The 24,353-nt window shown below is 62.6% G+C and carries 24 protein-coding genes; 11 read left to right on the top strand and 13 right to left on the bottom strand.

The window, feature by feature from the left end; all coding sequences use genetic code 11:
• Positions 1-55: 55 nt before the first annotated feature.
• Both GC127_RS01610 and GC127_RS01615 read right to left on the bottom strand, forming a co-directional pair.
• Positions 56-757 carry a response regulator gene (locus GC127_RS01610; RefSeq protein WP_151976200.1) on the bottom strand — a complete coding sequence of 234 codons (702 nt, stop codon included), beginning with the start codon at positions 755-757 and terminating at the stop codon, positions 56-58.
• Positions 754-1,251 carry a MarR family winged helix-turn-helix transcriptional regulator gene (locus tag GC127_RS01615; protein WP_008279018.1) on the bottom strand — a complete coding sequence of 166 codons (498 nt, stop codon included), beginning with the start codon at positions 1,249-1,251 and terminating at the stop codon, positions 754-756. The genes GC127_RS01610 and GC127_RS01615 overlap by 4 nt, the downstream gene beginning before the upstream one ends.
• A gap of 165 nt (positions 1,252-1,416) precedes the next feature.
• Between GC127_RS01615 and GC127_RS01620 the strand changes: the two genes are divergently transcribed.
• The 7 genes from GC127_RS01620 (at position 1,417) to GC127_RS01650 (ending at position 11,095) form a co-directional block, all read left to right on the top strand.
• Positions 1,417-2,283, top strand: coding sequence for a branched-chain amino acid aminotransferase (locus GC127_RS01620; RefSeq protein ID WP_008279017.1), 867 nt, complete (start codon positions 1,417-1,419; stop codon positions 2,281-2,283).
• Between the two features lie 950 nt (positions 2,284-3,233).
• The gene (locus tag GC127_RS01625; RefSeq protein ID WP_308341288.1) at positions 3,234-3,851 is read left to right on the top strand and encodes a sugar transferase; all 618 of its coding nucleotides are present in this window, start codon (positions 3,234-3,236) and stop codon (positions 3,849-3,851) included.
• A 223-nt stretch (positions 3,852-4,074) separates the two neighbouring features.
• Entirely contained in the window at positions 4,075-5,469 is a 1,395-nt protein-coding gene (locus tag GC127_RS01630) for a hypothetical protein (RefSeq protein WP_151976199.1), read from the top strand.
• 10 nt (positions 5,470-5,479) lie between these two features.
• A complete protein-coding gene (locus tag GC127_RS01635; RefSeq protein ID WP_151976198.1) occupies positions 5,480-6,769 on the top strand; it encodes a glycosyltransferase family 4 protein in 1,290 nt (429 codons plus the stop codon).
• Entirely contained in the window at positions 6,766-8,763 is a 1,998-nt protein-coding gene (locus GC127_RS01640; RefSeq protein WP_151976197.1) for an acyltransferase family protein, read from the top strand. Before GC127_RS01635 ends, GC127_RS01640 begins: the two co-directional genes overlap by 4 nt.
• Positions 8,760-10,337: a GMC oxidoreductase gene (locus GC127_RS01645; protein WP_151976196.1), complete on the top strand. Its 1,578-nt coding sequence runs from the start codon at positions 8,760-8,762 to the stop codon at positions 10,335-10,337. Before GC127_RS01640 ends, GC127_RS01645 begins: the two co-directional genes overlap by 4 nt.
• The gene (locus tag GC127_RS01650; protein ID WP_151976195.1) at positions 10,334-11,095 is read left to right on the top strand and encodes an SDR family oxidoreductase; all 762 of its coding nucleotides are present in this window, start codon (positions 10,334-10,336) and stop codon (positions 11,093-11,095) included. The genes GC127_RS01645 and GC127_RS01650 overlap by 4 nt, the downstream gene beginning before the upstream one ends.
• Positions 11,096-11,098: 3 nt before the next feature.
• Here the strand turns inward: GC127_RS01650 and GC127_RS01655 are convergent, their stop codons facing one another.
• From GC127_RS01655 to GC127_RS01705, 11 genes are all read right to left on the bottom strand, one after another.
• Positions 11,099-11,710 (bottom strand): extensin family protein, encoded by a 612-nt coding sequence (locus GC127_RS01655; RefSeq protein ID WP_008280760.1) that lies wholly within the window; start codon positions 11,708-11,710, stop codon positions 11,099-11,101.
• A complete protein-coding gene (locus tag GC127_RS01660) occupies positions 11,707-12,624 on the bottom strand; it encodes a prephenate/arogenate dehydrogenase family protein (RefSeq protein WP_008280759.1) in 918 nt (305 codons plus the stop codon). The genes GC127_RS01655 and GC127_RS01660 overlap by 4 nt, the downstream gene beginning before the upstream one ends.
• Positions 12,624-13,706, bottom strand: a complete 1,083-nt coding sequence (gene hisC, locus GC127_RS01665; protein WP_151976194.1) for a histidinol-phosphate transaminase — start codon at positions 13,704-13,706, stop codon at positions 12,624-12,626. Before hisC ends, GC127_RS01660 begins: the two co-directional genes overlap by 1 nt.
• A gap of 116 nt (positions 13,707-13,822) precedes the next feature.
• Positions 13,823-14,443, bottom strand: a complete 621-nt coding sequence (rpsD, locus tag GC127_RS01670) for a 30S ribosomal protein S4 (RefSeq protein ID WP_008280757.1) — start codon at positions 14,441-14,443, stop codon at positions 13,823-13,825.
• A gap of 166 nt (positions 14,444-14,609) precedes the next feature.
• Positions 14,610-15,140, bottom strand: coding sequence for a peroxiredoxin (locus GC127_RS01675; RefSeq protein WP_081506774.1), 531 nt, complete (start codon positions 15,138-15,140; stop codon positions 14,610-14,612).
• A 145-nt stretch (positions 15,141-15,285) separates the two neighbouring features.
• Positions 15,286-16,350: a Hint domain-containing protein gene (locus tag GC127_RS01680; protein ID WP_037297493.1), complete on the bottom strand. Its 1,065-nt coding sequence runs from the start codon at positions 16,348-16,350 to the stop codon at positions 15,286-15,288.
• Positions 16,351-16,452: 102 nt separating this feature from the next.
• A complete protein-coding gene (locus GC127_RS01685; protein WP_151976193.1) occupies positions 16,453-17,394 on the bottom strand; it encodes a lipid A-modifier LpxR family protein in 942 nt (313 codons plus the stop codon).
• A 129-nt stretch (positions 17,395-17,523) separates the two neighbouring features.
• The gene (locus tag GC127_RS01690) at positions 17,524-18,108 is read right to left on the bottom strand and encodes a GNAT family N-acetyltransferase (protein ID WP_151976192.1); all 585 of its coding nucleotides are present in this window, start codon (positions 18,106-18,108) and stop codon (positions 17,524-17,526) included.
• Positions 18,105-18,500 carry a ketosteroid isomerase-related protein gene (locus GC127_RS01695; RefSeq protein ID WP_008280752.1) on the bottom strand — a complete coding sequence of 132 codons (396 nt, stop codon included), beginning with the start codon at positions 18,498-18,500 and terminating at the stop codon, positions 18,105-18,107. Before GC127_RS01695 ends, GC127_RS01690 begins: the two co-directional genes overlap by 4 nt.
• Complete coding sequence (locus GC127_RS01700; RefSeq protein ID WP_008280751.1) at positions 18,497-18,958, bottom strand: low molecular weight phosphatase family protein; 462 nt, start codon at positions 18,956-18,958, stop codon at positions 18,497-18,499. Before GC127_RS01700 ends, GC127_RS01695 begins: the two co-directional genes overlap by 4 nt.
• Before the next feature lie 3 nt (positions 18,959-18,961).
• Entirely contained in the window at positions 18,962-19,441 is a 480-nt protein-coding gene (locus tag GC127_RS01705) for a UPF0262 family protein (protein ID WP_008280750.1), read from the bottom strand.
• 277 nt (positions 19,442-19,718) lie between these two features.
• Between GC127_RS01705 and GC127_RS01710 the strand changes: the two genes are divergently transcribed.
• Genes GC127_RS01710 through GC127_RS01725 form a run of 4 tightly spaced genes read left to right on the top strand, consistent with a single transcriptional unit; the run spans position 19,719 to position 24,341 of the window.
• Positions 19,719-20,378, top strand: coding sequence for an ABC transporter ATP-binding protein (locus tag GC127_RS01710; protein ID WP_008280749.1), 660 nt, complete (start codon positions 19,719-19,721; stop codon positions 20,376-20,378).
• On the top strand, positions 20,356-21,993 hold the full coding sequence (locus GC127_RS01715) for a capsule biosynthesis protein (RefSeq protein WP_151976191.1): 1,638 nt from the start codon (positions 20,356-20,358) through the stop codon (positions 21,991-21,993). Before GC127_RS01710 ends, GC127_RS01715 begins: the two co-directional genes overlap by 23 nt.
• Position 21,994: 1 nt before the next feature.
• Complete coding sequence (kdsA, locus tag GC127_RS01720; RefSeq protein WP_008280747.1) at positions 21,995-22,828, top strand: 3-deoxy-8-phosphooctulonate synthase; 834 nt, start codon at positions 21,995-21,997, stop codon at positions 22,826-22,828.
• 16 nt (positions 22,829-22,844) lie between these two features.
• Positions 22,845-24,341: a phosphomannomutase/phosphoglucomutase gene (locus GC127_RS01725; RefSeq protein ID WP_151976190.1), complete on the top strand. Its 1,497-nt coding sequence runs from the start codon at positions 22,845-22,847 to the stop codon at positions 24,339-24,341.
• Positions 24,342-24,353: the final 12 nt, after the last annotated feature.

Consider the following 24,353-nt stretch of genomic DNA (forward strand, 5'->3'; position numbering starts at 1 on the left):
GGGGGCCCCGGACAGGGTCCGGGGCGGGGGCAGCGCCCCCAGTCTGCGCTGTCGTTTAATCCGACGCGAGCATATAGCCCTCGCCGCGCACGGTTTGCAGATAGCGCGGCTGCTTGGGGTCGCTCTCGATCTTGCGGCGCAGGCGGGTGATCTGCACATCCACGGCGCGCTCTTGCGCCTGCCCGCCCGCGCGGCCCAGATCCTCGACCAGCTTGGCGCGGCTGACCGGCTTGCGCAGGTTCTCGGCAAAGATCCGCATCAGTTGCACTTCGGTCGCGGTCAGGCGCACAGGCTTGCCTGCCCGGCTTAGTTCCGCGCGCTCGATGTCATAGCGCACCGGCCCCAGATGCACGACCTTGGGTTGCGCCGGCTCTTGTTCCGGCTCGGGCATCCGCCGCAGGATTGCATTGATCCGCAGCAAGAGCTCTTTGGGCTCGAACGGCTTGGGCAGGTAATCATCTGCACCCGCCTCCAACCCTTCGATCCGGTCGGGGGTTTCGCCCTTGGCCGTCAAAAGCAGGATCGGCGTCTTGTGGGTGGCCCGCAGCGCGCGCGTCAACTCGACACCGCTTTCGCCGGGCATCATCACATCCATCACGATCAGGTCGAAATCCAGCCCCGCCAGCACCCGCCGCGCGTGGCCCGCATCGCGCGCGATCGAGACCAGGAAACCGTGCCGCATCAAAAATTTGCGCAAGAGGCCGCGAATGCGCTCGTCGTCATCGACGATCAGCAGATGGGGGGCGGGCTCGTTCATGTGTCACTCTCCCGAATGGCGTGATAGCGGCGGCGCAATTCAGGCTCCATCATCGCCTCCAGAACCTGACGAAACCCGGCCACGGCCTGTGGCCCCGCCGCGCGATAGGCGGCACGCATGCGCGCGCGCTGCGCATCCGACAGCTTGCGTTCCAATGCGGCCCCCGCTTCGGTCAGCGTCAGATGCCGCTCGCGCTTGTCTGCGGTGCCGACCCTGCTTTCGACTAGCCCGTCTTCGATCAAGGTCCGCAGCACGCGGTTCAGCGATTGCTTGGTCACGCCAAGAATGGCCAGCAGGTTATTCACCGTGGTGCCGGGGCTGCGGGCGATGAAATGAATGGCCCGGTGATGCGCCCGGCCATAGGCCATAGTCGCCAGAATACGATCCGGGTCAGCCGTGAACCCACGATAGGCGAAAAACATCGCCTCAATACCCTGCCGCAATTGCTCGTCCGTTAGAAACAACAGGTTTTCGCCGCCATGCATTTCGGCCATGCCTAGGCTCCGTTCACAATTTACGAGCTACATATTTCACATTAAGTCAGCTTTGTTGACATTCCAAGATCAAACTGCTACCGAATCTCAGTTTTTGCGCAATATTATGTCCGAGGCGGACATATACAGCGCAATAAATGCAAACATGGTGAAGAGGAAGCGGAAATGTCTGGCTATGACGATCGGGACGGCAAAATCTGGATGGATGGCAAAATGGTGGAGTGGCGGGATGCCAATGTGCATATCCTGACACACGCGCTGCATTATGCCAGCTCCGTCTTTGAGGGCGAGCGCTGCTATGGCGGCAAAGTCTTCAAAAGCCGTGCCCATTCCGAACGCCTGCTGAAATCCGGCGAGCTGATGGATATGGCGATCCCCTATACGGTGGACGAGATCGAGGCCGCCAAACGCGCCGTGCTCGAGGCCAATAACCTGACCGATGCCTATGTGCGCGTTGTCGCGTTCCGGGGGGCTGGCCCCGATATGGGCGTTGCCGCCGCGCGCAACCCGATCCGCATGGCCGTGACCGCGTGGGAATGGGGCAACTATTATGGCGACGCCAAAATGAAGGGCGCCAAGCTCGACATCGCCAAATGGAAGCGCCCCAGCCCCGAGACCATTCCCGTCGCCGCCAAGGCCGCCGGTCTCTATATGATCTGCACCATGTCCAAACATGCCGCCGAGGCCAAGGGCTGTTCGGATGCCATGTTCCTCGACTATCGCGGCTATGTGGCCGAGGCGACGGGGGCCAATATCTTTTTCGTCAAGGATGGCGAAGTGCATACGCCGCTGGCGGATGCCATCCTTAATGGTCTCACGCGCCAGACCGTGATCGGTATGCTCAAGGATCGCCAGATCAAGGTGCATGAGCGCCATATCATGCCCGAGGAACTCGAAGGGTTTGAACAGTGCTGGCTGACCGGCTCTGCCGCCGAGGTGACGCCCGTGGGTCAGATCGGCGATTACACCTTTGAAGTGGGCGCGATGACGCGCGACGTTTCTCAGGCCTATGAGGCGCTCGTGCGCGCCTGACCCTAGGTCCTAATTCTGCCACAATCGCCGTCCGGTCCTGCCGGGCGGCATTTTAATGCGGATTCCAGCGGTTTTGCCCCGTTCGGGCCGAGTGATTCGCCGCAATTTCCCGCCGCGCGGCTGTTTTAGCCCGCAAAAGGATACTGTCCAGCTCTCCTTAAACGTGTCCGAATTGTGGCAAACCTGCGTCGCACTTGCTGGCGCAGCGTGCGCGCGCCTTGGTTTGCGCCCCGGCCCTTGCCCTGTTTCCCAAGGCGCAACATTACGCTGCGTCGCTTCCCGGACTTGGCAACCAATACGTTATTTTTCCCCCTATCCCATAGGCAATGCGCCGGGTATCGAGTGGTTGTTTCGAGAGGCGATACAATTCGGCGTGCTGCCCCGCATGTGACCGGTGATCTGATGACCATTTGGCGGGACAGTTTGTGGTGAAAATGTGGCGTGATCTGGTCGCAGACGGACAAATTGGCTCAGGCGCATTGCGGCAAAACAAGGGCTGTTACCGGATGGCCTGTCGCTTTTGAACGGAAGTGTTGGAAGGGTAAAACACCCCTAAGTTGTATTTTTTTGGGGTTATTGACTTGGTTCTGGGCACGGTGCATCAACGTTTAAGTTAGCTTAATACTTAGTAAATCTGGAAACGACAGGCAGTGGGGGCATTGGCCGGTTGTATCCTTGGGGTAAGTTGCCCGACCGAAGTCATATGCGAAAAGTGACGCATTACGTGTGCCTAAGCCTGCCGAACTCTGGCGACAGTTACGCCATCTTTCGGACATAATTGCGGAGACGTGCCAGACGACCGGCGCATCCCGTGACAACGGGCCGGGCAGAGTGTGTGTAAACGGTTTTGGGGTTTCGAGATTCTGGGGAGTGCTGCCATGTCTTTGCGATCGGTTTCGGTGCCTTTGCACCGAGAGGACGCGAATTTGATTCAAAATCCGGCTGTCGGATTGAAATCGATTCAGGTCTACGGAAATTTTTTTAAACGCGTTCTGGACATCGTCATCGTCCTGCTTGCGGCTCCGGCCGTGATCTTGGTCGTGGCTGTGCTCAGCGTCTTGATTGCGCGCGATGGGGCCTCGCCCTTTTACGCGCAGAACCGGGTTGGCAAGAATGGCCGCATCTTCCGGATGTGGAAGCTGCGCAGCATGGTGCTGAACGCCGATGCTCAGCTTGAAAGCTATCTTGCCGCCAATCCTGCGCGCCGGCTGGAATGGGACGAGCATCAAAAGCTGCGCCATGATCCGCGCATCACCCGCATCGGTCGCCTCATCCGCAAAAGCTCGCTTGACGAGTTGCCGCAGCTTTGGAACGTGCTGATTGGGGATATGTCCATCGTCGGCCCGCGCCCGATGATGCCCTGCCAAACGCCGCTCTATCCCGGCCGCGACTATTACGCGCTGCGCCCCGGTATCACAGGCTTTTGGCAGATTTCCGTGCGGAACGAGAGCAGCTTTGCCGAACGCTCGGAATTCGATCGGAAATACTTGCGGGATCTGTCTTTCTGGACCGATCTGCGGGTGATGCTCTGTACGTTCCGCGTGGTGCTGACTGGAACGGGCTGCTAGGCGCTTGCGCCCATGGCCTGTGCGGAGATCCTCGCGCACGGGACAATCTGCCCCGGACTGGCACATTGATGCACCTTGCGGCCAAAATCCCGATCCGACGGTTTGAATTTGTTGAAATTTAGGGGTCTTGGCACTTAGGCTGACCCTGCCATCCGGCCTTTCCGGGCCGCGCCGCGCCCTGCGGCAAGACTGGCGAAACAGTCAAAGAGGTGCCCGGCGCGTCATGCCCAATGCCTTGGCCTATCTGATGCTGGCCGCTTGGCCGCTGATCACGCTGGTGATGTTCCGGCGCTGGCCCATTGAGCGCGCGCTGATCTGGTCCCTCTTGGGGGCCTATATGTTCCTGCCGCCGCCGCCTGCCGCCTTTGATTTCCCGCTCATGCCGCCCCTGACCAAGGAATCGCTGCCCAGCGTTGCCACTTTCGTCATTTGCCTCATCCACGCCAAGTCCCGCGCGCCGCTCTTGCCGCAGAGCTTGCCTGCCCGCGTCCTCATCGCGCTCTTCATCTTCAGCCCCATTGCCACGGTCCTTACTAATGGCGAACCGGTGTTCTACGGGCGCATCGGCCTGCCCGCACTGGGCCTCAAGGACATGGTGGCCCTTGTCCTTTTGCAATCCATCCTGCTCTTGCCGTTTCTTTTGGCCCGGCAGCATCTGGCCACGCCCAAAGGCTTGCGCGAATTGGTCATGGCGCTGATGCTGGGCGGGCTGATCTATTCCCTGCCGATGCTTCTTGAGGTGCGCCTTTCACCGCAGCTTAACATCTGGATCTACGGCTATTTCCAACACAGTTTCGAACAGATGATGCGCTCGGGCGGGTTCCGCCCCATCGTTTTCATGTATCACGGTCTCTGGGTTGCCTTTTTCACTGTCATGGCCATAACCTGCGCCATCGCTCTGGCGCGCGAGGCCGATGTGCGGCGGCGCATCTTCTATCTTTTGGCGGCGCTCTACCTTGGGGCTGTGCTGGTGCTTTGCAAATCGCTGGGCTCGCTCATGTATGGCGTCTACCTGGCACCGCTGGCACTCTTCCTGCCCACGCGGATGCAAATCCGCATCGCAGGGGTCATGGCGGTGGTGGCGATTGCCTATCCGGTGCTCAAGGGCGCAGGCCTGATCCCGGTCGACTGGATTCTTGAACAGGCCGCCAAGGTCGATCCCGACCGCGCCAATTCGCTGCGCTTCCGCTTGGATAACGAGGATATCCTGATGGAGCGCGCTCTGGAAAAGCCGCTTTTGGGCTGGGGCAGCTGGGGGCGCAACCATATCCTCAATCCCATCACCGGCGTGATCGAAACCGTAACTGACGGGCGCTGGATCATCCTGATCGGCATCTTCGGATGGGTCGGATATCTGGCCGAATTCGGCCTTGTAGCCCTGCCGGTCCTGATGCTTTGGGTCTATGCCCGCCGTCTGGGCGATGCCGCGCATATGCGCCTGATTGGCCCCGTCGCGCTTTTGCTGGCGATCAACCTGATTGACATGCTGCCCAATGCCACGCTCACGCCGCTTACATGGCTCTTTGCCGGGGCCGTGCTTGGGCTGGCCGAGGCCGCGCGCCATCAGCGCCCCGAGACATCCCGCCGCCGCCCTCTGGGCTGGCGCCCGATCATGTGAGACAGGCCCCATGACCCGCCCCCGCGTGCTGGCCATCGCCGAGGCCGCCAATCCCGAATGGGTCAGCGTGCCGCTGGTCGGCTGGTCACTGGCCACCGCCCTGCGCGAGGTGGCCGAGGTGCATATCGTCACCCAAATCCGCAACCGCGATGCGTTTTTGCGCGCGGGGCTGACCGAAGGCGTGGATTTCACCGCCATCGACTCCGAAGCGCTCGCGCGCCCGCTCTGGGCCTTGGGCGAGCGGTTGCGCATGGGGCAGGGCAAGGGCTGGACCACGCTGCAACTGATCAACGCCCTCAGCTATCCATGGTTCGAGCATCTGGTCTGGCGACAGTTCGGCGAGGCGATCCGCGCCGGGCGCTATGACATCGTCCACCGCATCACCCCCCTCAGCCCGACGATTTCCTCGTCCCTTTCTGGCAAATGCGCCCGCGCGGGTGTGCCCTTCGTCCTTGGGCCGCTCAATGGCGGCGTGCCATGGCCTGCAGGCTTTGACGCCGAGCGGCGGCGCGAGCGTGAATACCTCAGCTATCTGCGCAGCGCCTACAAGGCGCTGCCGGGCCGCACCGCGACCCTGCGCCACGCCGCTGCGATCCTCGCAGGCTCACGCCACACGATGGGCGAATTGCCCGGTTTTGCCCGCGCCAAAACCGTCTATCTGCCCGAAAACGCCATCGACCCGGCCCGCTTTTCCCGCATCGCCACACCGACACCCGATGGTCCCCTGCGCGCGGCTTTCGTTGGGCGGCTGGTGCCCTACAAAGGCCCCGATATGTTGATCGAGGCTGCAGCCCCTCTGCTGCGCGCGGGGCGCCTGCATCTTGATCTGGTGGGTGACGGGCCCATGATGCCCGCCTTGTGCGCGCAGGCCGACGCCTTGGGCGTGGCCGCGCACATCACCTTTCACGGCTGGCTCGAACATGCCCATGTGCAGGACGTGCTGGCCACCTGTCATCTCTTCGCCTTTCCCTCGATCCGCGAATTCGGCGGCGGCGTGGTGCTCGAGGCGATGGCCCTGGCCGTGCCGCCCCTGATCGTCGATTACGCAGGCCCCGGCGAATTGGTCACCGCATCGCGCGGGGTCAAGGTGCCCTTGGGCAGCCGGGCCGAGATCATCGCAGGCTTTGCCGCGGCCCTGCAAAACCTCTCCCAAGACCGCGCCGCCCTCGCCGCCATGGGGCAGGCGGGCCGCGCTTGGGTGCTGGAACAGGCCACGTGGGCCGCCAAGGCCGGCCAAGTTCGCGCCGTCTATGATGCCCTGCTGGCCAAGGCCCCGTTGCCAGAGGTCTTTGCCGCATGAGCGCCGCCGCCTATCGCCCCGAAATCGACGGGCTGCGCGCCATCGCGGTGCTGTCGGTCGTGCTCTATCACTTCGGGATGCCGGGCATCCCCGGCGGCTTTGTCGGGGTCGATATCTTCTTTGTCATCTCTGGCTTTCTGATCGGTGGCATCCTCTGGTCGGACCTGAGGGAAACGGGCCGCATCCGCCTTGCCCGCTTTTACCTGCGCCGCCTGCGCCGCTTGGCCCCTGCCTATTTCGCCATGGCGGCGGCCACATTGGTGATGGGCTGGCTCATTCTTTTGCCGTTCGAATACCGTGAATTCGGCAAGTCCCTCATCGCCGCCACCGTCTATCTCTCCAACATCCATTTCTACCGCGAAGCGGGCTATTTCGACGGCGCGTCCGAGGAAAAGCCGCTGTTGCACACATGGTCGCTGGCGGTTGAGGAACAGTTCTACATCGTTCTGCCGTTCCTTCTTTTGGCCCTCGCCCGCTGGCGGCCCGCCCTGCCGACGATCCTTGCGGTCCTCGCCGTGCTCTCGCTCGCCGCTTGCCTCTGGCTCACGCCGCGCTCGCCCACGGCGGCGTTTTACCTCTTTCCCTTCCGCGCGTGGGAATTGCTGGCGGGCGTCTTGCTGGCCATCGCGGGCCAAGAACGAGGCTGGCGTTTCGCCCTTCACCCCGCGCTTTCCTGGGCTGGTCTGGCGCTGATCCTCGCCAGCATTACCCTGATCCGGGCCGAGGGATTCCCCGGCTGGCAAGCGCTCTTGCCCGTCGCAGGCACGCTGCTCATCCTCGGGAATGGCCGCGATACCAACCCCGTCAACCGCGCGCTGATGCACCCTGCGCCGGTTTTCATCGGCCTCATCTCCTATTCGCTCTATCTCTGGCATTGGCCGGTTTTCGTTCTCTCGTCCTATTGGCGCGATGGCTACTCCGGCCCGATCGAAGCGGCCCTTTGGCTTGCGCTCGCCTTTGCCCTTTCCTTCCTCTCGTGGCGCTATGTTGAACGCCCCGTGCGCCAGACACAGGGTGGCACCCGCGCGCTTGTCTCGGGCACGGCGCTCGCGTCGCTGGCTCTCTTGGCGGTGGGCCTGCTCCTTTGGCGCGGTGATGGATTGCCCACGCGCTTTGCCCCCGAATTGCGCACGCATATCGCCGCCTCTGGTGATTTCAATCAGGACTGGTCACGCTGCACCATCCCCGCCACCGGCCCGCTCGCGGGCGTTGAAACCTGCCCCATCGGCCCCGATGGGCCACCGCAAGTGCTGATCTGGGGCGATAGCCACCTGCGCGCCATGAAAGAGGGGCTAGAGGCCGCCGCCTTCGCCGCCAATCGCCCCGCGCTGATCCTGTGGCACGCGGGCTGCCCGCCGCTCTTTGACGTGGCCAAGACGGAAACCGCCGCCACCCCGGCGCAGGATGCCGCCTGCACCCGCGCCAATCAGACCATCCGCAGTGGTTTGGCCCAAATTGAGAGCTTGCACACCCTGCTTCTGATAGGCCGCTGGTCCTATTACGCCGAAGGGCAGGGCGTCGGGCTGGACGCCCACAACCGCATCACCCTCACGCCCGAACCGGGCAGCCTCTTGCCCCAAGGCCCGCAACACACGCTTTTCAATGCCGCCCTCACCCGGACCCTTGCTGAACTCGCCCCGCAATTCCCCCGTATCCACATCCTGCGCCAACCGCCCGAGGTGCCAGAGTACGATTCCCGCGCCGTGGCCCGCGCGCTCGTGCATGGCCGCATGGGCGTGGACGACACAACCCGCCTCACCGTGCCCCGCGCCACGGCCCTTGCGCGCGCCGCCCATGCCGAGACGCCGCTGATGGCCTTGGCGCAGTCTGGCGCGATCACCCTCATTGACCCGTGGCAGCGCCTCTGCGATGCCCGCACCTGCGGCGTGATGCAGGCGGGCCAAGCGTTCTATTTCGACAACAACCACCTCACCAACCGCGCCGCCATCGCGCTCAGCGATCTGTTCGCCCCCGTTTTCGAGGCCCCGCAATGACCGCCGCGATCCAAGAGGGCAAATGGGACGTGATCGTTATCGGCACCGGCATGGGTGGCGGCCTGATCGGGCGCAGGCTGGCCGAACGCGGCCTCAAGGTGCTTTTCGTCGAAAAGGGGCCCCAAGGCCACCGATCCGAGCGTCAGGGGCTCAATCCCGAAATCTTCGATCCCACCGCCCGCCAATTGCGGGGCTATTGGCCGGGGCCTATCCGCGCACAGATCAATGGCCGCGCATCGGAATTCTTCGGTCCCATCGGGGCCGGGGTGGGCGGGTCCTCGGTGTTCTACGCCGCCACGCTGGAACGCCCCGAGCGCCATGATCTAGAGGCGACAGAGACCCGCCCGCACCCCACCGGCGGCTGGCCCGGCGGTTTTGACGCGATGCGCGATTGGTATGCCGAGGCTGAAACCCTACTGCATATCTGCGGCGATCCCGATCCGCTCTCGCCGGAGCCGGTCATGCCCCTGCACCGCCCGCCGCTCTTCTCTGCCACGGATGCCGCGCTCATGCGCAGCCTGCAATCGGCGGGGCTGCATCCCTACCGCCTCCATTCCGCGATCCGCCACCTGGCCGATTGCCATGAGTGTCTGGGCGTCAAATGCCCCAAACCCTGCAAGATGGATGGCCGCTCTGCCGGGGTGGAACCGGCCCTTGCCACTGGCAACGCGGCTCTTCTCGATCGTTGCACCGTGCGCCGCCTCTGCGGCACGGCCCACACCGTCACTCATATCGAGGTTACACGCGACGGCGAAACCTTCACGCTCACCGCCCCCCGGATCGTGTTGGCCGCAGGCGCGCTTGGCTCGCCCCGCTTGCTTCTGGCCTCCGCCTCCGAGGTCTGGCCCGACGGCTGCGCCAATGGCTCGGGCCTCGTGGGCCGCAACCTCATGTTCCACCTCAACGAGATTTTTGCCCTCTGGCCGCCGCGCGGTACGCCTCAATCCGGCCCGACCAAAACGATCTCGCTCCGCGACTTCTACCACCGCGACGGGCAGCGCTTTGGCACGGTGCAGGCCATGGGCATCGCGGCGGGCTATGGCGAGATTGTGCATACTTTGAACGGCATGTTCGACCGCTCCGCGCTACGCCACATCCGTCCCTTGCGCCACCTCACCCGCCTGCCTGCGGCGCTCGCGGCGCGCATCCTTGGGCGGGCGCAGGTCTTTGTCGGGCTGATGGAGGATCTGGGATACCCCGAGAACCGCGTCACCTATGACCACACAGCCCCCGATGCCATCGACATCAGCTATACGCTTCACCCCGAATTGCTCAGCCGCCGCCGCGCCTTTCGTCGCGCCCTGCGCGCGGGGCTGCGCGGGCATCGGCGGCTCTTTCTCACCCATACGCCAGAGTTGAACTTTGGTCATCCCTGCGGCACGCTGCGCTACGGCACCGATCCCGCGACCAGCGTTCTTGACCCCGAGTGCCGTGCGCATGGGGTGGACAATCTCTATGTCGTGGATGCGTCCTTCATGCCCTCGTCTATGGGGGTCAACCCAAGCCTGACCATCGCCGCCAACGCGTTGCGCGTGGCCGAGGGGATCGCGCAGCGTAGAAAGGCAGAGATATGAGGCTCTCGGATGGCATGGCGGTTGTCACCGGCGCAGGCGGCGGGCTAGGGCGCGCTCTGGCGCTCGAACTCGCGGCACGCGGTCAGCGCGTCGTGGCCCTTGGCCGCGCGCCCGAGGGGATTGCCGAGACCGCCGCGATGGACCCAAGCGGTCGGATCACGCCCCTCATCGCCGATGTCGCAGACCCGCAGGCGCTGCGCGCGGCCTTTGCCCAGATCATCCAAATCGCGCCGGTGACATTGCTGATCAACAACGCCGCCATCTATCCGCGCCGTGATTTTCTGGATGAAACACCCGAGAGTTTCGCGCAAACCATGGCGATCAATCTGGGTGGCACCATGGCCTCTACCCGGCTTGCCTTGGACAGCATGGTCGAGACCGGCTTTGGCCGCATCCTCAACGTCTCGACCTTTGCCGATCTGTGGCCTTTGCCCGCCTCCTCGGCCTATGCGGTGTCCAAAGGGGCAGGGCGCATCCTGACGCGCGCGCTGGTGGCGGATCTTGCCGACCGCTTTCCGGGGATTGTCCTGACCGACTGGATGCCCGGCATGCTCGCCACCCGCATGGGCGTGCCCCATGGTCTTGACCCGGCGCAGGCGGCGCGCTGGGGGGCCGCGCTTGCGCTCTGGTATGACCCCACGCTCAATGGCGCAGTGTTCGAACAGGATCGCGAGATATTGCCGCCGCGGGGTCTCAAAGGCCGGATCAAGGATGCGCTCTTGTTGCGCCGCCGCACCGCACGCGTAATCCTTACCTGACCGTTACCGGCAATAGGGCCCGTTGCCATGTTTGGCCGTGTCGAAATGCAGATGGTCCAGATGGTGCCGGTCCGAATTCGGCCCCAGCACCGTGCCGAATGTTCCGCAGGCCTCGCCATGCACGCGCTTGAGAATGCGGCCCTTATGTCCGCTATTCCAATCCCGCAACACCGAAATTTCCGTGCCATCCTTCAGCAGCAACGCCGATACGTCGATAGCCTTTCCGCGCCCATGTTCAGAAATGCGTGCGCCGGGCTGGCTGTTGCGCGTGCGGCAGACGTAATGCGCGGGCACCTGTAGCCCCGTCAAACCGCCGCCCATGCGCCCGACCGCCGGCTTGGCGCTCCGGTCCACCCATTTTCCCAACGCCCGCGCCGTCGGGCAATCCAGCGTCGCCGCTTGGCTCAGCCGCACGCCATGCACAGATTCAAGCCGCACCGCGCGCTCGATGCCACAGCCATTCACCTCATGAGGTTTGAACCCCGAGACAGACCCGATCAGCCCCGGATCACCACAAAGCCCGCCGCCCCGGCTGACCTCGTCATTGTCGCTGCGCCCGCAACCCGAGGCGATCAGGCTGAGCCCCATCGCCATGCCCAGAACCGCCCGCCTCATGCCTTCTTGACCCGGCCAAAATCCGGCGCGGCGGTGTCCTGCCCGGCTTCGATGATGCCCCGCCGAATGGCGCGGGTGCGGGTGAAATAGGCATGCAGATGCGCCCCGTCGCCAATGCGAATGGCGCGTTGCAGCGCAAACAACTCCTCGGTAAAGCGGCCCAGAATTTCCAATGTCGCCTCCTTGTTGTTGAGAAATACATCGCGCCACATGGTCGGATCAGACGCGGCGATCCGGGTGAAATCCCGAAAACCGGCAGCGGAATACTTGATAACTTCACTGTCCGTCACGCGGCGCAAATCGTCGGCCACGCCGACCATCGTATAGGCAATCAGATGCGGCGCATGGCTTGTCACAGCCAGAACCAGATCGTGATGCTCGGCGTCCATCTCATCGGTGTTCGATCCAAGCGCCTGCCAGAACGCCTCCAGCCGCTCCACCGCCGCCCGGTCACTGCCCGCCTGCGGCACAATCAGGCACCAGCGATTGTCGAACAGCTCGGCAAAGCCCGCGCGCGGCCCCGAATGCTCGGTCCCTGCCAAGGGATGCGCAGGCACGAAATGCACGCCAGCCGGGATATGGGGCGCTACCGCCTCGATCACCGCCTTCTTCACCGATCCCACATCGCTGACCGTGGCACCGGGCTTGAGCGCCCCCGCGATGTCAGCGGCCACCGCCCCCATCGCGCCCACCGGCACGCAAAGCACCACCAGATCGGCACCCGTCGCCGCCTCTGCCGCGCTCTCGCAGACGCGATCACACAGCCCGATCTCGCGCGCCACCTCCCGCGTCTGGTCAGAGCGCGCATAGCCGGTGATCTCGCCCACAACGCCCGCGCGGCGCATCGCATGCGCCATCGACGATGCAATCAGCCCCAGACCGATCAGCGCCACCCGGTCATAGATATGCGCCATCAGCGAACCCCCTTGAACAGGCCAATGACATGCGCCACCCGGCGACAGGCGGATTCCTCGCCCACCGTGATCCGCAACCCATTGGGAAAGCCATAGCCGCCCACCCGGCGCACGATGATCCCATCGGCGCGCAAGGCCGCATCACAGGCCGCCGCCTCGTCTTCGGACCCAAACCGCGCCAATACGAAATTGGCATGGCTCTCGTCCACCTCGACGCCGGTTTCTCGCAGCGCCTCGGTCAACCATGCGCGATTGCGCGCGGTGTCGCTGACCACTTTGGTCAACCACTCCTGATCGCGCATCGCCGCCTCTGCGGTTGCCAATTGCGTGGGCGACAGGTTAAAGGGCTGCCGGATACGGTTCAGCACTTCGATCATCGCCCCCTGCGCATAGCCCCAACCGATCCGCAGCCCGCCCAGACCATAGGCCTTGGAAAAGGTGCGCGTCATGATGACATTCTCGCGCGCCTCAACAAGGGCCACACCACCGTCATACCCATCGGCAAACTCGGTATAGGCCCCGTCCAGCACCAGAATGGCGCTCTCGGGCAGGCCCTCTGCCAACCGCGCCAACTCCGCCTCGGGCAGGATCGTGCCCGTGGGATTGCCGGGATTGGCGATAAAGACAATCCGCGTCCGCGCCGTGCAGGCGCTCAGGATCGCGTCCACATCCACCACACGGTCCCGCTCGGCCACACAGACCGGCGTGGCACCAACCGCATGCGCCAGAATGGGATACATGGCAAAGCCGTGCTCGGTATGGATCACCTCGTCGCCCGTCCCGGCATAGGCTTGGGCCACGAATTGCAACACCTCATCCGATCCCACGCCACAGATCACGCGCGCGGGGTCCAGCCCATGCACCTCGGCAATCGCGGCGCGCAAGTCGGCATGGTCGGTGCCGGGATAGCGGTGCAACGTCGCGGCAGAGCGGGCAAAGGCCGCCTTGGCCTTGTCCGAGGCCCCATAGGGGCTCTCATTCGCCGAGAGTTTCAGCGTCTCGGATTTGCCCGCGATCACGGCCTCCCCGCTCTTGTAAAGCGCGATTTCCATGATGCCCGGCTGCGGCGTGATCTTGGTCATGTCATTCCCCGTCTGTCGTCAGAGGTTCTAGCTTTGGTGCCCCGGCTTGACCAGCACCAAAAGAAAAAGGCCGCGGCGGTTCCCCGTCGCGGCCTCTTCGCTGAATTTCAGAACGCTTAGTTCTGCGCGTAGAATTCGATCACGAGGTTCGGTTCCATCATCACCGGATAAGGCACATCCGACAGGCCGGGCTGACGGACAAAGGTGGCCTTCATCTTGGAATGATCCGCCTCGATGTAATCGGGCACATCGCGCTCGGCCAGTTGCACGGCCTCAAGCAGAACAGTCATCTGCTTGGAACGGTCGCGAACTTCGATCACATCGCCCTCTTTCACACGGTAGGAAGGGATGTTGACCCGCTGGCCATTCACGGTGACATGGCCATGGTTCACGAACTGGCGCGCAGCAAACATGGTCACAACGAATTTGGCGCGGTAAACCACGGCATCCAGACGACGCTCCAGAAGGCCGATCAGGTTCTCGCCGGTGTCGCCCTTAAGACGCTCGGCCTCGGCATAGATGCGACGGAACTGCTTTTCGGTCAGGTCGCCGTAATAGCCCTTCAGTTTCTGCTTGGCGCGCAGCTGCAGGCCAAAGTCAGAAATCTTTGCCTTGCGGCGCTGACCGTGCTGGCCGGGGCCATATTCACGCTTGTTGACGGGGGATTTCGGGCGGCCCCAGATGTTTTCACCCATCCGGCGGTCAATTTTGTACTTGGCAGACGTGCGTTTGGTCACGGCTGATCTCCTTCACTTGAATCGAAGGGCGTTGTCCTCTGCGTCCCGGCACGTTCCGGTCAGCCGACAGGTCTCCCCTTGCAGGGTCCACCAACACCAATGAAGCCGCGCTTATACAGGCGCCCCAGCGGGTGTCAACAGGGGTCTTGCGCGTCCAAAGCCCGCCTCACCCCGCCTGCCGGATATGCGCCAACAGCGTCTCGGCATCCGACAGCTTGACCGGCACGCCCGCCGGATTGTCCTGCAACCCCGGCTCGGCAAAAAGCGCGGTGATGCTGCCATCCTCCACCAGCATGGAATAGCGCCAGCTGCGCTTGCCCATCCCCTGCCGCGAGCGATCGACCAACATGCCAAGGCCTGCGGCGAAATCGCCATTGCCATCCGGCAGCATCATGGTCTTTTCGATCCCCTGCGCCTTGCCCCATTGAAACATGACAAAGGCATCGTTGACCGCAGTGCAGATCACCCGGTCAATCCCCGCGGCCAGAAAATCGTCATAGAGCCGCTCATAGCCGGGCAGGTGGCTTTCGGAACAGGCGGGCGTGAACGCGCCGGGCAGGCCAAAGACAACCACACGCTTGCCTGCAAAAATATCGGCAGTGCTCACATCCTTCCATTCAAACGGGTTGTCGCCCTCCAGCGCCGGATTGCGCACGCGGGTATGAAAGATGACATCAGGGACAGTTTTGGGGGTCACGTCGGGATCTCCGGTTCAGGCTTGAGCTATTGCCCGTCATAAACCACCCATGCCCGGGGTAAAGGTCGGAACGCAGCCAAAGCTGCGCCCGCGCGTTCATCTGGCCAAAAATACCTCGGGGGTCCGGGGGCAGCGCCCCCGCCCCTCAGGCCGCCTCATGCGCAAGGATCGCCGCCTCCGATCCGCTCAGACAGCGCCGGGCATAGCCCCCATAATGGTTGGGCTCATATTCGAGATTGGGATTGATCGCCAATAGCCGCGCGCGGTCACCTTCATCCAAGGTCGACAGCGCCGTGCTCGCGGGATGAAAGCTCTCGGTTTCCACGCCATTGGCCCAGATGATCTGATGGCGGGGTAAAAGCAGATGGATATAGGTCACCTCGCGCGATGCCAGATCGACCGCCACCGTGTCATTGTTGATCAGGTCCCGTGCCATCACCAGCACCTCGGGCGTGTTGAAAAGCGCGCGCGCCACATCGCCCCGCACCAGCATCCGGTGCTCGGGGCTGACCAGCAATTCGGCATCCGGCCGCCCAATCCCAAGCGCGCCGGCCCGCAACCGGATCGGCCGTAGCTTGGGCATGGCAAAAAGCCGCGCGCCGCTCATCCGGCGACTGCCGATCCATTGGATTTCCTCGGCCCCATTGTCGCGGGTCTGCACGTGGTCGCCCTCGCGCAACTCCTCGACAAGACGCGGGCCCTCGGGCGTCTCGATCCGCGTGCCGGGGGTGAAACAGATCACCCCCCCGCTTGCCGGTCCGGTTGACGCCCCGCGCATCCCCTCAAGCGAGTGATGCACGATCCACATCTCGCGCCCTCGCGGCGGAATCTCGTCATGAAACATCAAAAGCGGTGCCGCCTCGCTGCCCACTTCGATGATCGTGACCGTGTAACTGCGCGTGCCGTCGGTAACGACAAAGCCCAGATCCATCAGCGGTTCTTCCATCTCCGCCGGGATCAATTCGCGCGTGTTGTTCATCGCCGCGCCCACCAGACGCCGCACCATCCGTGCCGCACGTTTGCGGTTCACGGTTTCCCCATTCGCCCCTTCCAGGCGCAACAGTTGATTTGGCCCGTCGACCCGCACCGCATCGCCCCGCCAGGACCATGTTTGTCCTACCGAAAGCGACTGCACCGGTGCAGTCGACATCCCATCCAGTTCTGTTTGCGACCAGGAAATAACGAACGTGCCTCGAAAGCCCGTCCCCATAACCCTGACTGCCTGCCTCTTCGTTTCTTTTTTTTATCGCTTATTATTATCGTTAAGGTAGCAAAGGCGAATCAGTCTGAAAAGCCCTTGATTGCATTTTTGTCAAAACCGAAGCCGGAACTGCACAGCGCCCAGAAATTGGCCTTCGCGCTGCTCGTCGAATTCCTCGCTCAGCCATGTCATGCCATAGAATAGCGACGCGCCGTTGTGGTTTTCCCAATGGATGCCCGCCCGTACGCGGGTGCGATCCTCGGTCAGGGTAACACCGCTGCGCGCGGGCAGGTAATCACTGTCATCGACATAGGCGATATCCGCGCCCAAAAGAAACGCCGTGCCCGCCTGTTCGGTGCGCACCACGCGGTAACGATGGCCGGTCACGGCATCCCGCACCAGCAATTCGCCGCGCCCAATGTCACCAAAGGTGATGTCTGCCCCGGCCCGGATCAGATCCTCAACCCCAAGCCGCGCCTCGGCAAAGGGGCGCAGCCGCGCGAACCCAAGCTCGAACTCACGGCTCGCCTCAAACACACCCGAAGGGCGGATCCCATCGTCGATCTGATTCCGCCTAACCCGGTTGCCAACGTCGCGCCCGCCCAGAAAGCCGTGCAAAAAGTCTTGAAAATCATCAAGCTGCGTCTGCGGCCCGGTCACGATCAGATCCGCCCCAAGCGCGTAATCCACCTGTGCTCTCTGAAAATGCGTATGCAGGCCAAAGCCAAGCGCGCCCACATAGGGCCGATCCAGCGCGGCGGGGCGGCTCAGGTTTTCGGGCGCGATAACCTCGCCGTGAAACCGGAATTCCAGCAGCTGTCCGATGCCCGAAGGCGCTTGGCCCTGCCATGTCGGCCCCCAAACCCGGCTCGACGTGATAGAGCCCGTGCGCCAACGATCATCCGTGTCGCCCAGAACGTCATTGGTGAACAGCAGGCCATAGCCCAGACGTTGACGCCCCTCGGATTGCGCCGCGGCACTTGTGGTCAGGGCCGTCAGGCTCAGTATCGCGCTCAGGCTCACGCCAAGGGCGATGGTGAAAATCCGTGTCATCCGTCACGTTCCCCATTCTGCGCCCCCCGGCACGTTCTGAGTAGCAAAGCAATCCGTGGAATGACCAGCGAAACTTTCGCTTTTTCCGCCAAGCGTGGCGCAAATCCCATGGCCGCAGATGCGGCGGGCTCAGAGCGCGCGCATCCAGACTTGCAGATCATGCGCGCTCTCGCTTTCTGCGCCAATCTCCCGCCAGTTGAATGTGGCAATCGCTCCTGACAGCGGGGCATAGCCCCGTTTGCGCCAAAAAGCGTCAAGCGGCTGATATCCCTCGGGACGCGCCGGATGATCCTTGGGCCGCACAACCGAACAGAACGCCGCATATTCGCGCCCCAACTCTCGCGCCTGCGCCTCTCGCAGATCGAAAAACCGATGGCCAATGCCCTGCCCGCGATAGCTGGGCAATAGCACGCTTTCGGCGCAGTAAAAGATCCGTTCCAAGGCGATGCCGCTCTCGGCAAAGGCCGCGCCGAAATCGCCTGCATGATCTTCCATCGGCGCGCCCGTGGCGGCACCAATCAGCCGGTCGCCCTCATAGGCCCCCACCAGAATGGCATCGGCACTGTCGCGGTAAACCTGCAAATACCGCTCTTCATAGGCGGCATCGCCGTCATAGAGATAGGGGTAGGCGCGAAACACCTCGATCCGCAGGCGCGCCACATCCGGCAGCGCCTCACTCAGCGCCGCCCCCGTCAGCCGCGCGACCCGGATCATGCCGAAACCTGTTTCACCCAATCTGCAAGGTTGTAATAGGTCACGACGCGGGTGATCAGCCCATCCTTGAGCGTGAAAAACGACCCGGCGGGCAGGATATAGGTCTGGCCGTGTGCCTCTGGCAGGCCCGCATCGGTTTCCAGATAGGTGCCATTGACCACGAATTCCGCCGCCGCCCGTGTGCCGCCCTTGGCGTCAAAGATCACCATATCGGTCAACTCTTCGCGGTAACACCGGCTCATATGGTCGCAAAAGTCACGAAACAGGTCCTTGCCCGTCCGCACCTGCCCCTCGTTCACATGATGGCGCACATCATCGCTCAGACAGGCCAGCATCGCGGGCACATCGCCCCGGTTGAAGGCATCGAAATAGGCTTTGACGGTCTCGTTCATAAATCCTCCCGGGGGGGTCCCCAACGGTCTTGCAAATGCCCGATGATCTGGTCTCGGGTCTGACGATAGCTATCCAACCGCGCCTCGCGCGTCTGTGCAAGGCCGGTCGGGTCCATGATCGGCCAATAAACGACATCGAGATGAAAAAAACGTGTCAGTTCCAGCGCCCGCCGCTGGCTGGCCGGGCTAAGTGCCACAATCAGGTCAAACGACGATAGATCGTCGCCCCATTGCTCCATCTGGTCAAAGCTGCGGCTGCGGTGCCGCTCTAGCTCCACCCCCATCTCGCGGCAGACAGCGATACTGAACCCGTCGATCTCCATGTCATTCTTGACGCCGACCGATTGCACATAGGTCTCAGAGCCATAGAACTTTTTCATGATCCCCTCGGCCATGGGCGAGCGGACAGCGTTGTGATCGCAACAGAACAGCACCGACTGCGGCAGCGGTTCGTGCATTCGTCAGCCCCCGAAATGCAGCACGCAGATCAGCGTAAACAGGCGCCGCGCGGTGTCGTTGTCGATCTCGGCCTTGCCCTCCAAGCGTTCGGCCAACACCCGCGCGCCCTCGTTGTGAATCCCGCGCCGGGCCATGTCGATCGTTTCGATCTGGCTGGGGGGCATGTTCTTGACCGCGTCGAAATAGCTTTCGCAGATGGCCCAGTAATCCTTGACCACTTGCCGAAACGGGCTCAGCGACAGATGAAACTCGGCTGCGGGTTCGTCCGTGTCAGTGCGGATGTCAAACACCAGCCGCTTCTCGCGGATCGCCAGCCCCAGTCGATAGGGCCCCTCGGGCACAGCCCGGTCTTCGCGCATGGGCAGCGCAAAACTGTTTTCCTCAATAAGGTCATACATCGCCACCTTACGCTCCTGCTCGATTTCGGGCGTGGGCGGCGGAAGGTTGGCATCGTCCAACTCGATATGGCAAATCCGGCTCATGGGTCTTACTCGTGCTGCGTCCTGGTTCCGTCCCTAGCGCAGCGCGGCGGCTGGGGCAATCTCCGAGACCTCTTGACCCGTCGCTTGATGCGCGCGGCGTCACCCACTCGCAACGCCTGTCCGGAAATTGCCATGAAATCTTGGCATTTGATCACAATCTTGCCTTGTTGCCGTGGCAAATTGTTCCCAGATCGGCAATAATAATAAAAAGCAGGCTAAGCCGACCTTAAGACTATCCCGTTATAGTCGGGGAGAGCAGGTTTACCGGGGCGATTGAATGCTCGAGTTTGAGAACGTCAGCAAGTCCTTTTGGACAGGCACACAGCGCAAAGTCATCCTCGACCGGGTGTCGTTCCGCGTTGAGCTTGGCCATAGCCTTGGGATCCTCGCGCCCAATGGCACCGGCAAGACGACGCTGATCAACATGATGGCTGGGCTGGAAAAACCGGACGAGGGTGTGATCCGTCGTGGCTGCCGCATCTCCTTTCCTCTGGGCTTCATGGGGGGCGTTATCAATCGCCTCTCGGCGCTGGATAACTCGCGCTATATCGCGCGGCTCTACGGTCTCGATCCTGATTACATCGAGGCGTATTGCCGCTGGCTCTGTGGCTTGGGCGAATATTTCGACCAACCGCTCGGCACCTATTCTTCGGGCATGCGCGCGCGGTTCAGCTTCGCGCTCATGCTGGCCCTCGATTTCGATATCTATCTGATCGACGAGGGCATGCCCGGCTCGACCGATGTCGAGTTCAACCGCAAAGCTGGCGATATCCTTCAGGAACGCCTGCGCACCACCACCGTGATCATCGTCTCGCACGATCCCAAGGTGTTGGAGAAATTCGCCCGGTCCGCCGCAGTGCTGATGGGCGGTAAACTGTATATGTTCGACACCTTGGAAGAGGCAAAAGAGCTTTATGACTACGAAACCCAAGGCTAGAAAATTCCGCATCCGCCGGACTGCCGATCCCCTCGCGCCGCGCGTTGCCACCTCCGCTGACGCAGCCCCTGCGGCACCCGTCGCAGAGACACCCCCACCCCTGCAGGAGGGGCTGGTATCTTCGGCGCGCGAAACCGCGACCAGCCAGAATATCGACGATATCCGCCGCGAGGGTCTGACTGGGCGCGAATTGCGCATGGCCCGGCGTCTGGCGCAAAAATACGGGCTTGCCCCGACATCGGATTTCGACGCCGTGCGGCTCTTGCGCGCGCGCGGCATCGACCCGTTCCAGCGCGCCAATATCCTCGAACTTGTGGCCAGCGATGGGGGCGCCACCCCGCCACCGCCGCCGCCCACCGCTCGCACCTCTGCGGCCACACCCCCGCCCGAAGGCCGGGTGCAATTGCCGCAAACCGTGCCCGTCGCGCGCCAAACCCTCCCCTCGACCGAGGTCAGCCCGGCCGACCGCCGCGCCAAGGAAATTCAAGAGATTCAGCGCGATATTGGCCGCCGCCGCCGCCGTCGCCTTTTGTTGCTCTTCTCGCGCCTTGCGGCGTTTGTTCTGCTGCCAACCATCGTGGTTGGCTATTATTTCTACGTGATCGCCACGCCGATGTATGCGACCAAATCCGCCTTTCTGATCCTCTCGGCGGATGGCGGCAGCAGCACGGGCGGTGGTCTTGGTGGCCTCATCCCCAGCCAATTCGCCACAGGTCAGGATGCCATCGCAACCCAAGAATATCTGGAATCCAAAGACGCCATGCTGCGCCTTGACGAGGAACTCGGCTTTCGCGCGCATTTCAGCGATCCCTTGATCGACCCGCTCCAACGGCTTGATCCCGATGCCAGCCACGAAACCGCCTATAAACTCTACCGCAAATACGTGAAACTCGGGTACGACCCGACCGAAGGTGTCATCCGGATGGAGGTTTCGACCGCCGATCCAACCCTCAGCGCCACGTTCTCGGAACGGCTCATAAAATATGCCGAAGAACGGGTGGACGACCTCAGCCGCCAGAAACGCGACGATGCGGTCAGCACCGCCGCCGACAGCCTCGAGCAGGCCAAGGCCGACCGCCGCGCCGCTCAGCAAATGCTGGTGGCCCTGCAAGAGGGCAGCATCCTCGATCCCGAGGGCGAGATTGCCAGTATCCGCAGCCTCGTGAACACTGTCGAACTCCAGCTTCAGGAAAAGGAACTGGCGCTTAATATCCAGCTCAACAACGCCCGCCCAAATCCCGCGCGCGTCGAGGCACTCCAGAGCGAGATCGAGATTCTCAGCGCCGAACTTGCCCGCCAGAAAAGCCGCCTGACCGAGGCCACCGCCGGCGAAAGCTCGCTCGCCTCCAAAACTGCCGCCATTCAGATGGCACAGGCCGACCTCGCCACCGCCGATCTCGTGCTGCAATCCGCACTCGAGGCGAAACGCCAATCCGAGATCGAGGCCAACAAGCAGGTTCGCTATCTGACAGTCAGCGTGCGGCCCCTCGCATCGCAAGATTCCTCCTATCCGCGCGCCTTTGAGAATACGATACTGGCCTTCCTGATCTTTTCTGGTATCTACCTGCTCATCTCGCTTACAGCGTCCATTCTGCGTGAACAGGTGTCTTCCTGATATGAAACATATCGACCTCAACGGGTGGGCCATCGGCAATGACCGCCCCCTGACCCTCATCGCCGGGCCTTGCCAGCTCGAATCCGCCGATCACGCCCAGATGATCGCGGGCACCCTGCAAGAGGCCTGCGCCGCCCACGGCGCGGGGCTGATCTTCAAGGGCAGCTTTGACAAGGCGAACCGCACCTCGCTTTCGGGCAAGCGCGGTCTTGGGGTCGATGAAGGTCTCAAAGTGCTGCAATCGGTCAAGGATACGCTTGGCCTGCCGGTGCTGACCGATATCCACACCGCCGACCAATGCGCGCCGGTGGCCGAGGTGGCCGATGTGCTGCAAATCCCCGCCTTTCTCTGCCGCCAGACCGATCTTTTGATCGCAGCGGGCGAAACCGGCGCGGTGATCAATGTGAAAAAGGGCCAATTTCTCGCCCCTTGGGACATGCCCAATGTCATCTCCAAGATCGAAAGCACCGGCAACACCCGCATCCTACTGACCGAACGCGGCACGTCTTTTGGCTATAACACGCTTGTCGCCGATATGCGCAGCCTGCCGCAGATGGCCGCAACCGGCTATCCGGTGGTGATGGATGCCACCCATTCGGTGCAACAGCCCGGCGGGCGCGGCGGCAGCAGCGGCGGGCAGCGCGAATTCGCCCCCGTCATGGCCCGCGCGGCGGTCGCCTTGGGCGTGGCCTGTGTGTTCATCGAAACCCACGAAGACCCGGATAACGCGCCCTCTGATGGGCCCAACATGATCCCGCTCACGCAAATGTCAGCCCTCATCGACACGCTGATGCAGTTCGACCGTCTGGCCAAGGCCAATCCGATCCACCTCTGACCGACAAAGTGCTTTCATGACCAAACCCTTGCCAACCGTCACGCCAAACACGTGGGAATTTCTGCGCGACCCGATGATCGCCCCTACCGGCTTTCGCGAATATGACGCGCGTTGGAAATATCCCGACCAGATCAATCTGCCGGGCATTACCGCGCTTGGTCTCGGTCTTGGCACGCAAATGCACGCGCGCGGCATTTCGCCGGTGATCGCGGTTGGCAATGACTATCGTGACTACTCGCTTTCGATCAAGAACGCGCTGATCCTTGGCCTTATGCAGGCCGGAATTCAGGTCAAGGATATCGGCCCCTGCCTTTCGCCCATGGCCTATTTTGCGCAATTCCACCTCGATGTGCCCGCCGTCGCCATGGTCACCGCCTCGCATAATCCAAACGGCTGGACCGGGGTCAAGATGGGCTTTGACCGCCCGCTAACCCATGGCCCGGATGAAATGGCCGAACTGCGCGATATCGTGCTTGAGGGTCGCGGCGAGCCGCGCCCCGGCGGCGCATACGACTTTGTCCCCGGCGTGCGCGAGGCCTATCTTGACGATCTCGTGGGTGATTTCCGCATGACCCGCAAACTCCGCGTCGTCTGCGCCACCGGCAACGGCACCGCCTCCGCCTTTGCGCCTGAATTGTTCGAACGCTTGGGGGTCGAGGTGATCCCCTCCCACAACACGCTCGATTACACCTTTCCGCATTACAATCCCAATCCCGAAGCCATGGAAATGCTGCATGACATGGCCGAAACCGTGCGCGCCACGGGGGCCGATTTCGCGCTTGGCTTTGATGGCGACGGCGACCGCTGCGGCGTTGTGGATGACGAGGGCGAGGAAATCTTTGCCGACAAGGTGGGCGTCATCATGGCGCGCGACCTGTCCAAGATTTACCCCAACGCCACTTTCGTGGCCGATGTGAAATCCACCGGCCTTTTTGCGTCTGACCCTGAACTCATAAAGAACGGCGTCACCGCCGATTACTGGAAAACCGGCCATAGCCATATGAAACGCCGGGTCAAGCAATTGGGCGCGCTCGCAGGCTTTGAGAAGTCCGGCCATTACTTTCTCGCCGAACCCATCGGGCGCGGCTACGATTGCGGCATGCGCGTCGCCGTCGAGATTTGTAAACTGATGGACCGCAACCCAGATATGTCGATGTCCGACCTGCGCCGCGCGCTGCCCGTGACCTACTCGACCCCGACCATGTCGCCCTATTGCGCCGATACCGAGAAATACGCCGTACTGGATCGCATCGTCGCGCGCCTTGTCGCGCGCCATGCCGCAGGCGAACCGCTCGCCGGGCGCACCATCAAAGAGGTCGTGACCGTCAATGGCGCCCGCGTCATTCTCGATAACGGCTCTTGGGGCCTTGTGCGCGCCTCCTCCAACACGCCCAACCTTGTTGTCGTCTGCGAAAGCAGCGTGAGCGACGCCGAAATGCGCGCCATCTTCGCCGATCTTGATGCCGTCATCCGCACCGAGCCCGGCGTGGGCGACTACGATCAGACGATCTAAAACCGGGGTTCA

It is taken from the genome of Roseovarius sp. EC-HK134, assembly GCF_902498815.1.
GTDB classification, from domain to species: domain Bacteria; phylum Pseudomonadota; class Alphaproteobacteria; order Rhodobacterales; family Rhodobacteraceae; genus Roseovarius; species Roseovarius mucosus_A.

What these genes read in the sequence shown, in the direction of transcription:
- GC127_RS01705 (WP_008280750.1), bottom strand. Translation starts at nt 19,441, where the DNA reads ATGAGCCGGATTTGCCATATCGAGTTGGACGATGCCAACCTTCCGCCG.
- GC127_RS01700 (WP_008280751.1), bottom strand. Translation starts at nt 18,958, where the DNA reads ATGCACGAACCGCTGCCGCAGTCGGTGCTGTTCTGTTGCGATCACAAC.
- GC127_RS01680 (WP_037297493.1), bottom strand. Translation starts at nt 16,350, where the DNA reads ATGGGGACGGGCTTTCGAGGCACGTTCGTTATTTCCTGGTCGCAAACA.
- GC127_RS01610 (WP_151976200.1), bottom strand. Translation starts at nt 757, where the DNA reads ATGAACGAGCCCGCCCCCCATCTGCTGATCGTCGATGACGACGAGCGC.
- GC127_RS01645 (WP_151976196.1), top strand. Translation starts at nt 8,760, where the DNA reads ATGACCGCCGCGATCCAAGAGGGCAAATGGGACGTGATCGTTATCGGC.
- GC127_RS01710 (WP_008280749.1), top strand. Translation starts at nt 19,719, where the DNA reads ATGCTCGAGTTTGAGAACGTCAGCAAGTCCTTTTGGACAGGCACACAG.
- GC127_RS01630 (WP_151976199.1), top strand. Translation starts at nt 4,075, where the DNA reads ATGCCCAATGCCTTGGCCTATCTGATGCTGGCCGCTTGGCCGCTGATC.
- GC127_RS01615 (WP_008279018.1), bottom strand. Translation starts at nt 1,251, where the DNA reads ATGGCCGAAATGCATGGCGGCGAAAACCTGTTGTTTCTAACGGACGAG.
- hisC (WP_151976194.1), bottom strand. Translation starts at nt 13,706, where the DNA reads ATGACCAAGATCACGCCGCAGCCGGGCATCATGGAAATCGCGCTTTAC.
- GC127_RS01660 (WP_008280759.1), bottom strand. Translation starts at nt 12,624, where the DNA reads ATGGCGCATATCTATGACCGGGTGGCGCTGATCGGTCTGGGGCTGATT.
- GC127_RS01635 (WP_151976198.1), top strand. Translation starts at nt 5,480, where the DNA reads ATGACCCGCCCCCGCGTGCTGGCCATCGCCGAGGCCGCCAATCCCGAA.
- GC127_RS01685 (WP_151976193.1), bottom strand. Translation starts at nt 17,394, where the DNA reads ATGACACGGATTTTCACCATCGCCCTTGGCGTGAGCCTGAGCGCGATA.
- GC127_RS01620 (WP_008279017.1), top strand. Translation starts at nt 1,417, where the DNA reads ATGTCTGGCTATGACGATCGGGACGGCAAAATCTGGATGGATGGCAAA.
- GC127_RS01690 (WP_151976192.1), bottom strand. Translation starts at nt 18,108, where the DNA reads ATGATCCGGGTCGCGCGGCTGACGGGGGCGGCGCTGAGTGAGGCGCTG.
- GC127_RS01695 (WP_008280752.1), bottom strand. Translation starts at nt 18,500, where the DNA reads ATGAACGAGACCGTCAAAGCCTATTTCGATGCCTTCAACCGGGGCGAT.
- GC127_RS01655 (WP_008280760.1), bottom strand. Translation starts at nt 11,710, where the DNA reads ATGAGGCGGGCGGTTCTGGGCATGGCGATGGGGCTCAGCCTGATCGCC.
- GC127_RS01650 (WP_151976195.1), top strand. Translation starts at nt 10,334, where the DNA reads ATGAGGCTCTCGGATGGCATGGCGGTTGTCACCGGCGCAGGCGGCGGG.
- GC127_RS01725 (WP_151976190.1), top strand. Translation starts at nt 22,845, where the DNA reads ATGACCAAACCCTTGCCAACCGTCACGCCAAACACGTGGGAATTTCTG.
- kdsA (WP_008280747.1), top strand. Translation starts at nt 21,995, where the DNA reads ATGAAACATATCGACCTCAACGGGTGGGCCATCGGCAATGACCGCCCC.
- GC127_RS01640 (WP_151976197.1), top strand. Translation starts at nt 6,766, where the DNA reads ATGAGCGCCGCCGCCTATCGCCCCGAAATCGACGGGCTGCGCGCCATC.
- GC127_RS01715 (WP_151976191.1), top strand. Translation starts at nt 20,356, where the DNA reads ATGACTACGAAACCCAAGGCTAGAAAATTCCGCATCCGCCGGACTGCC.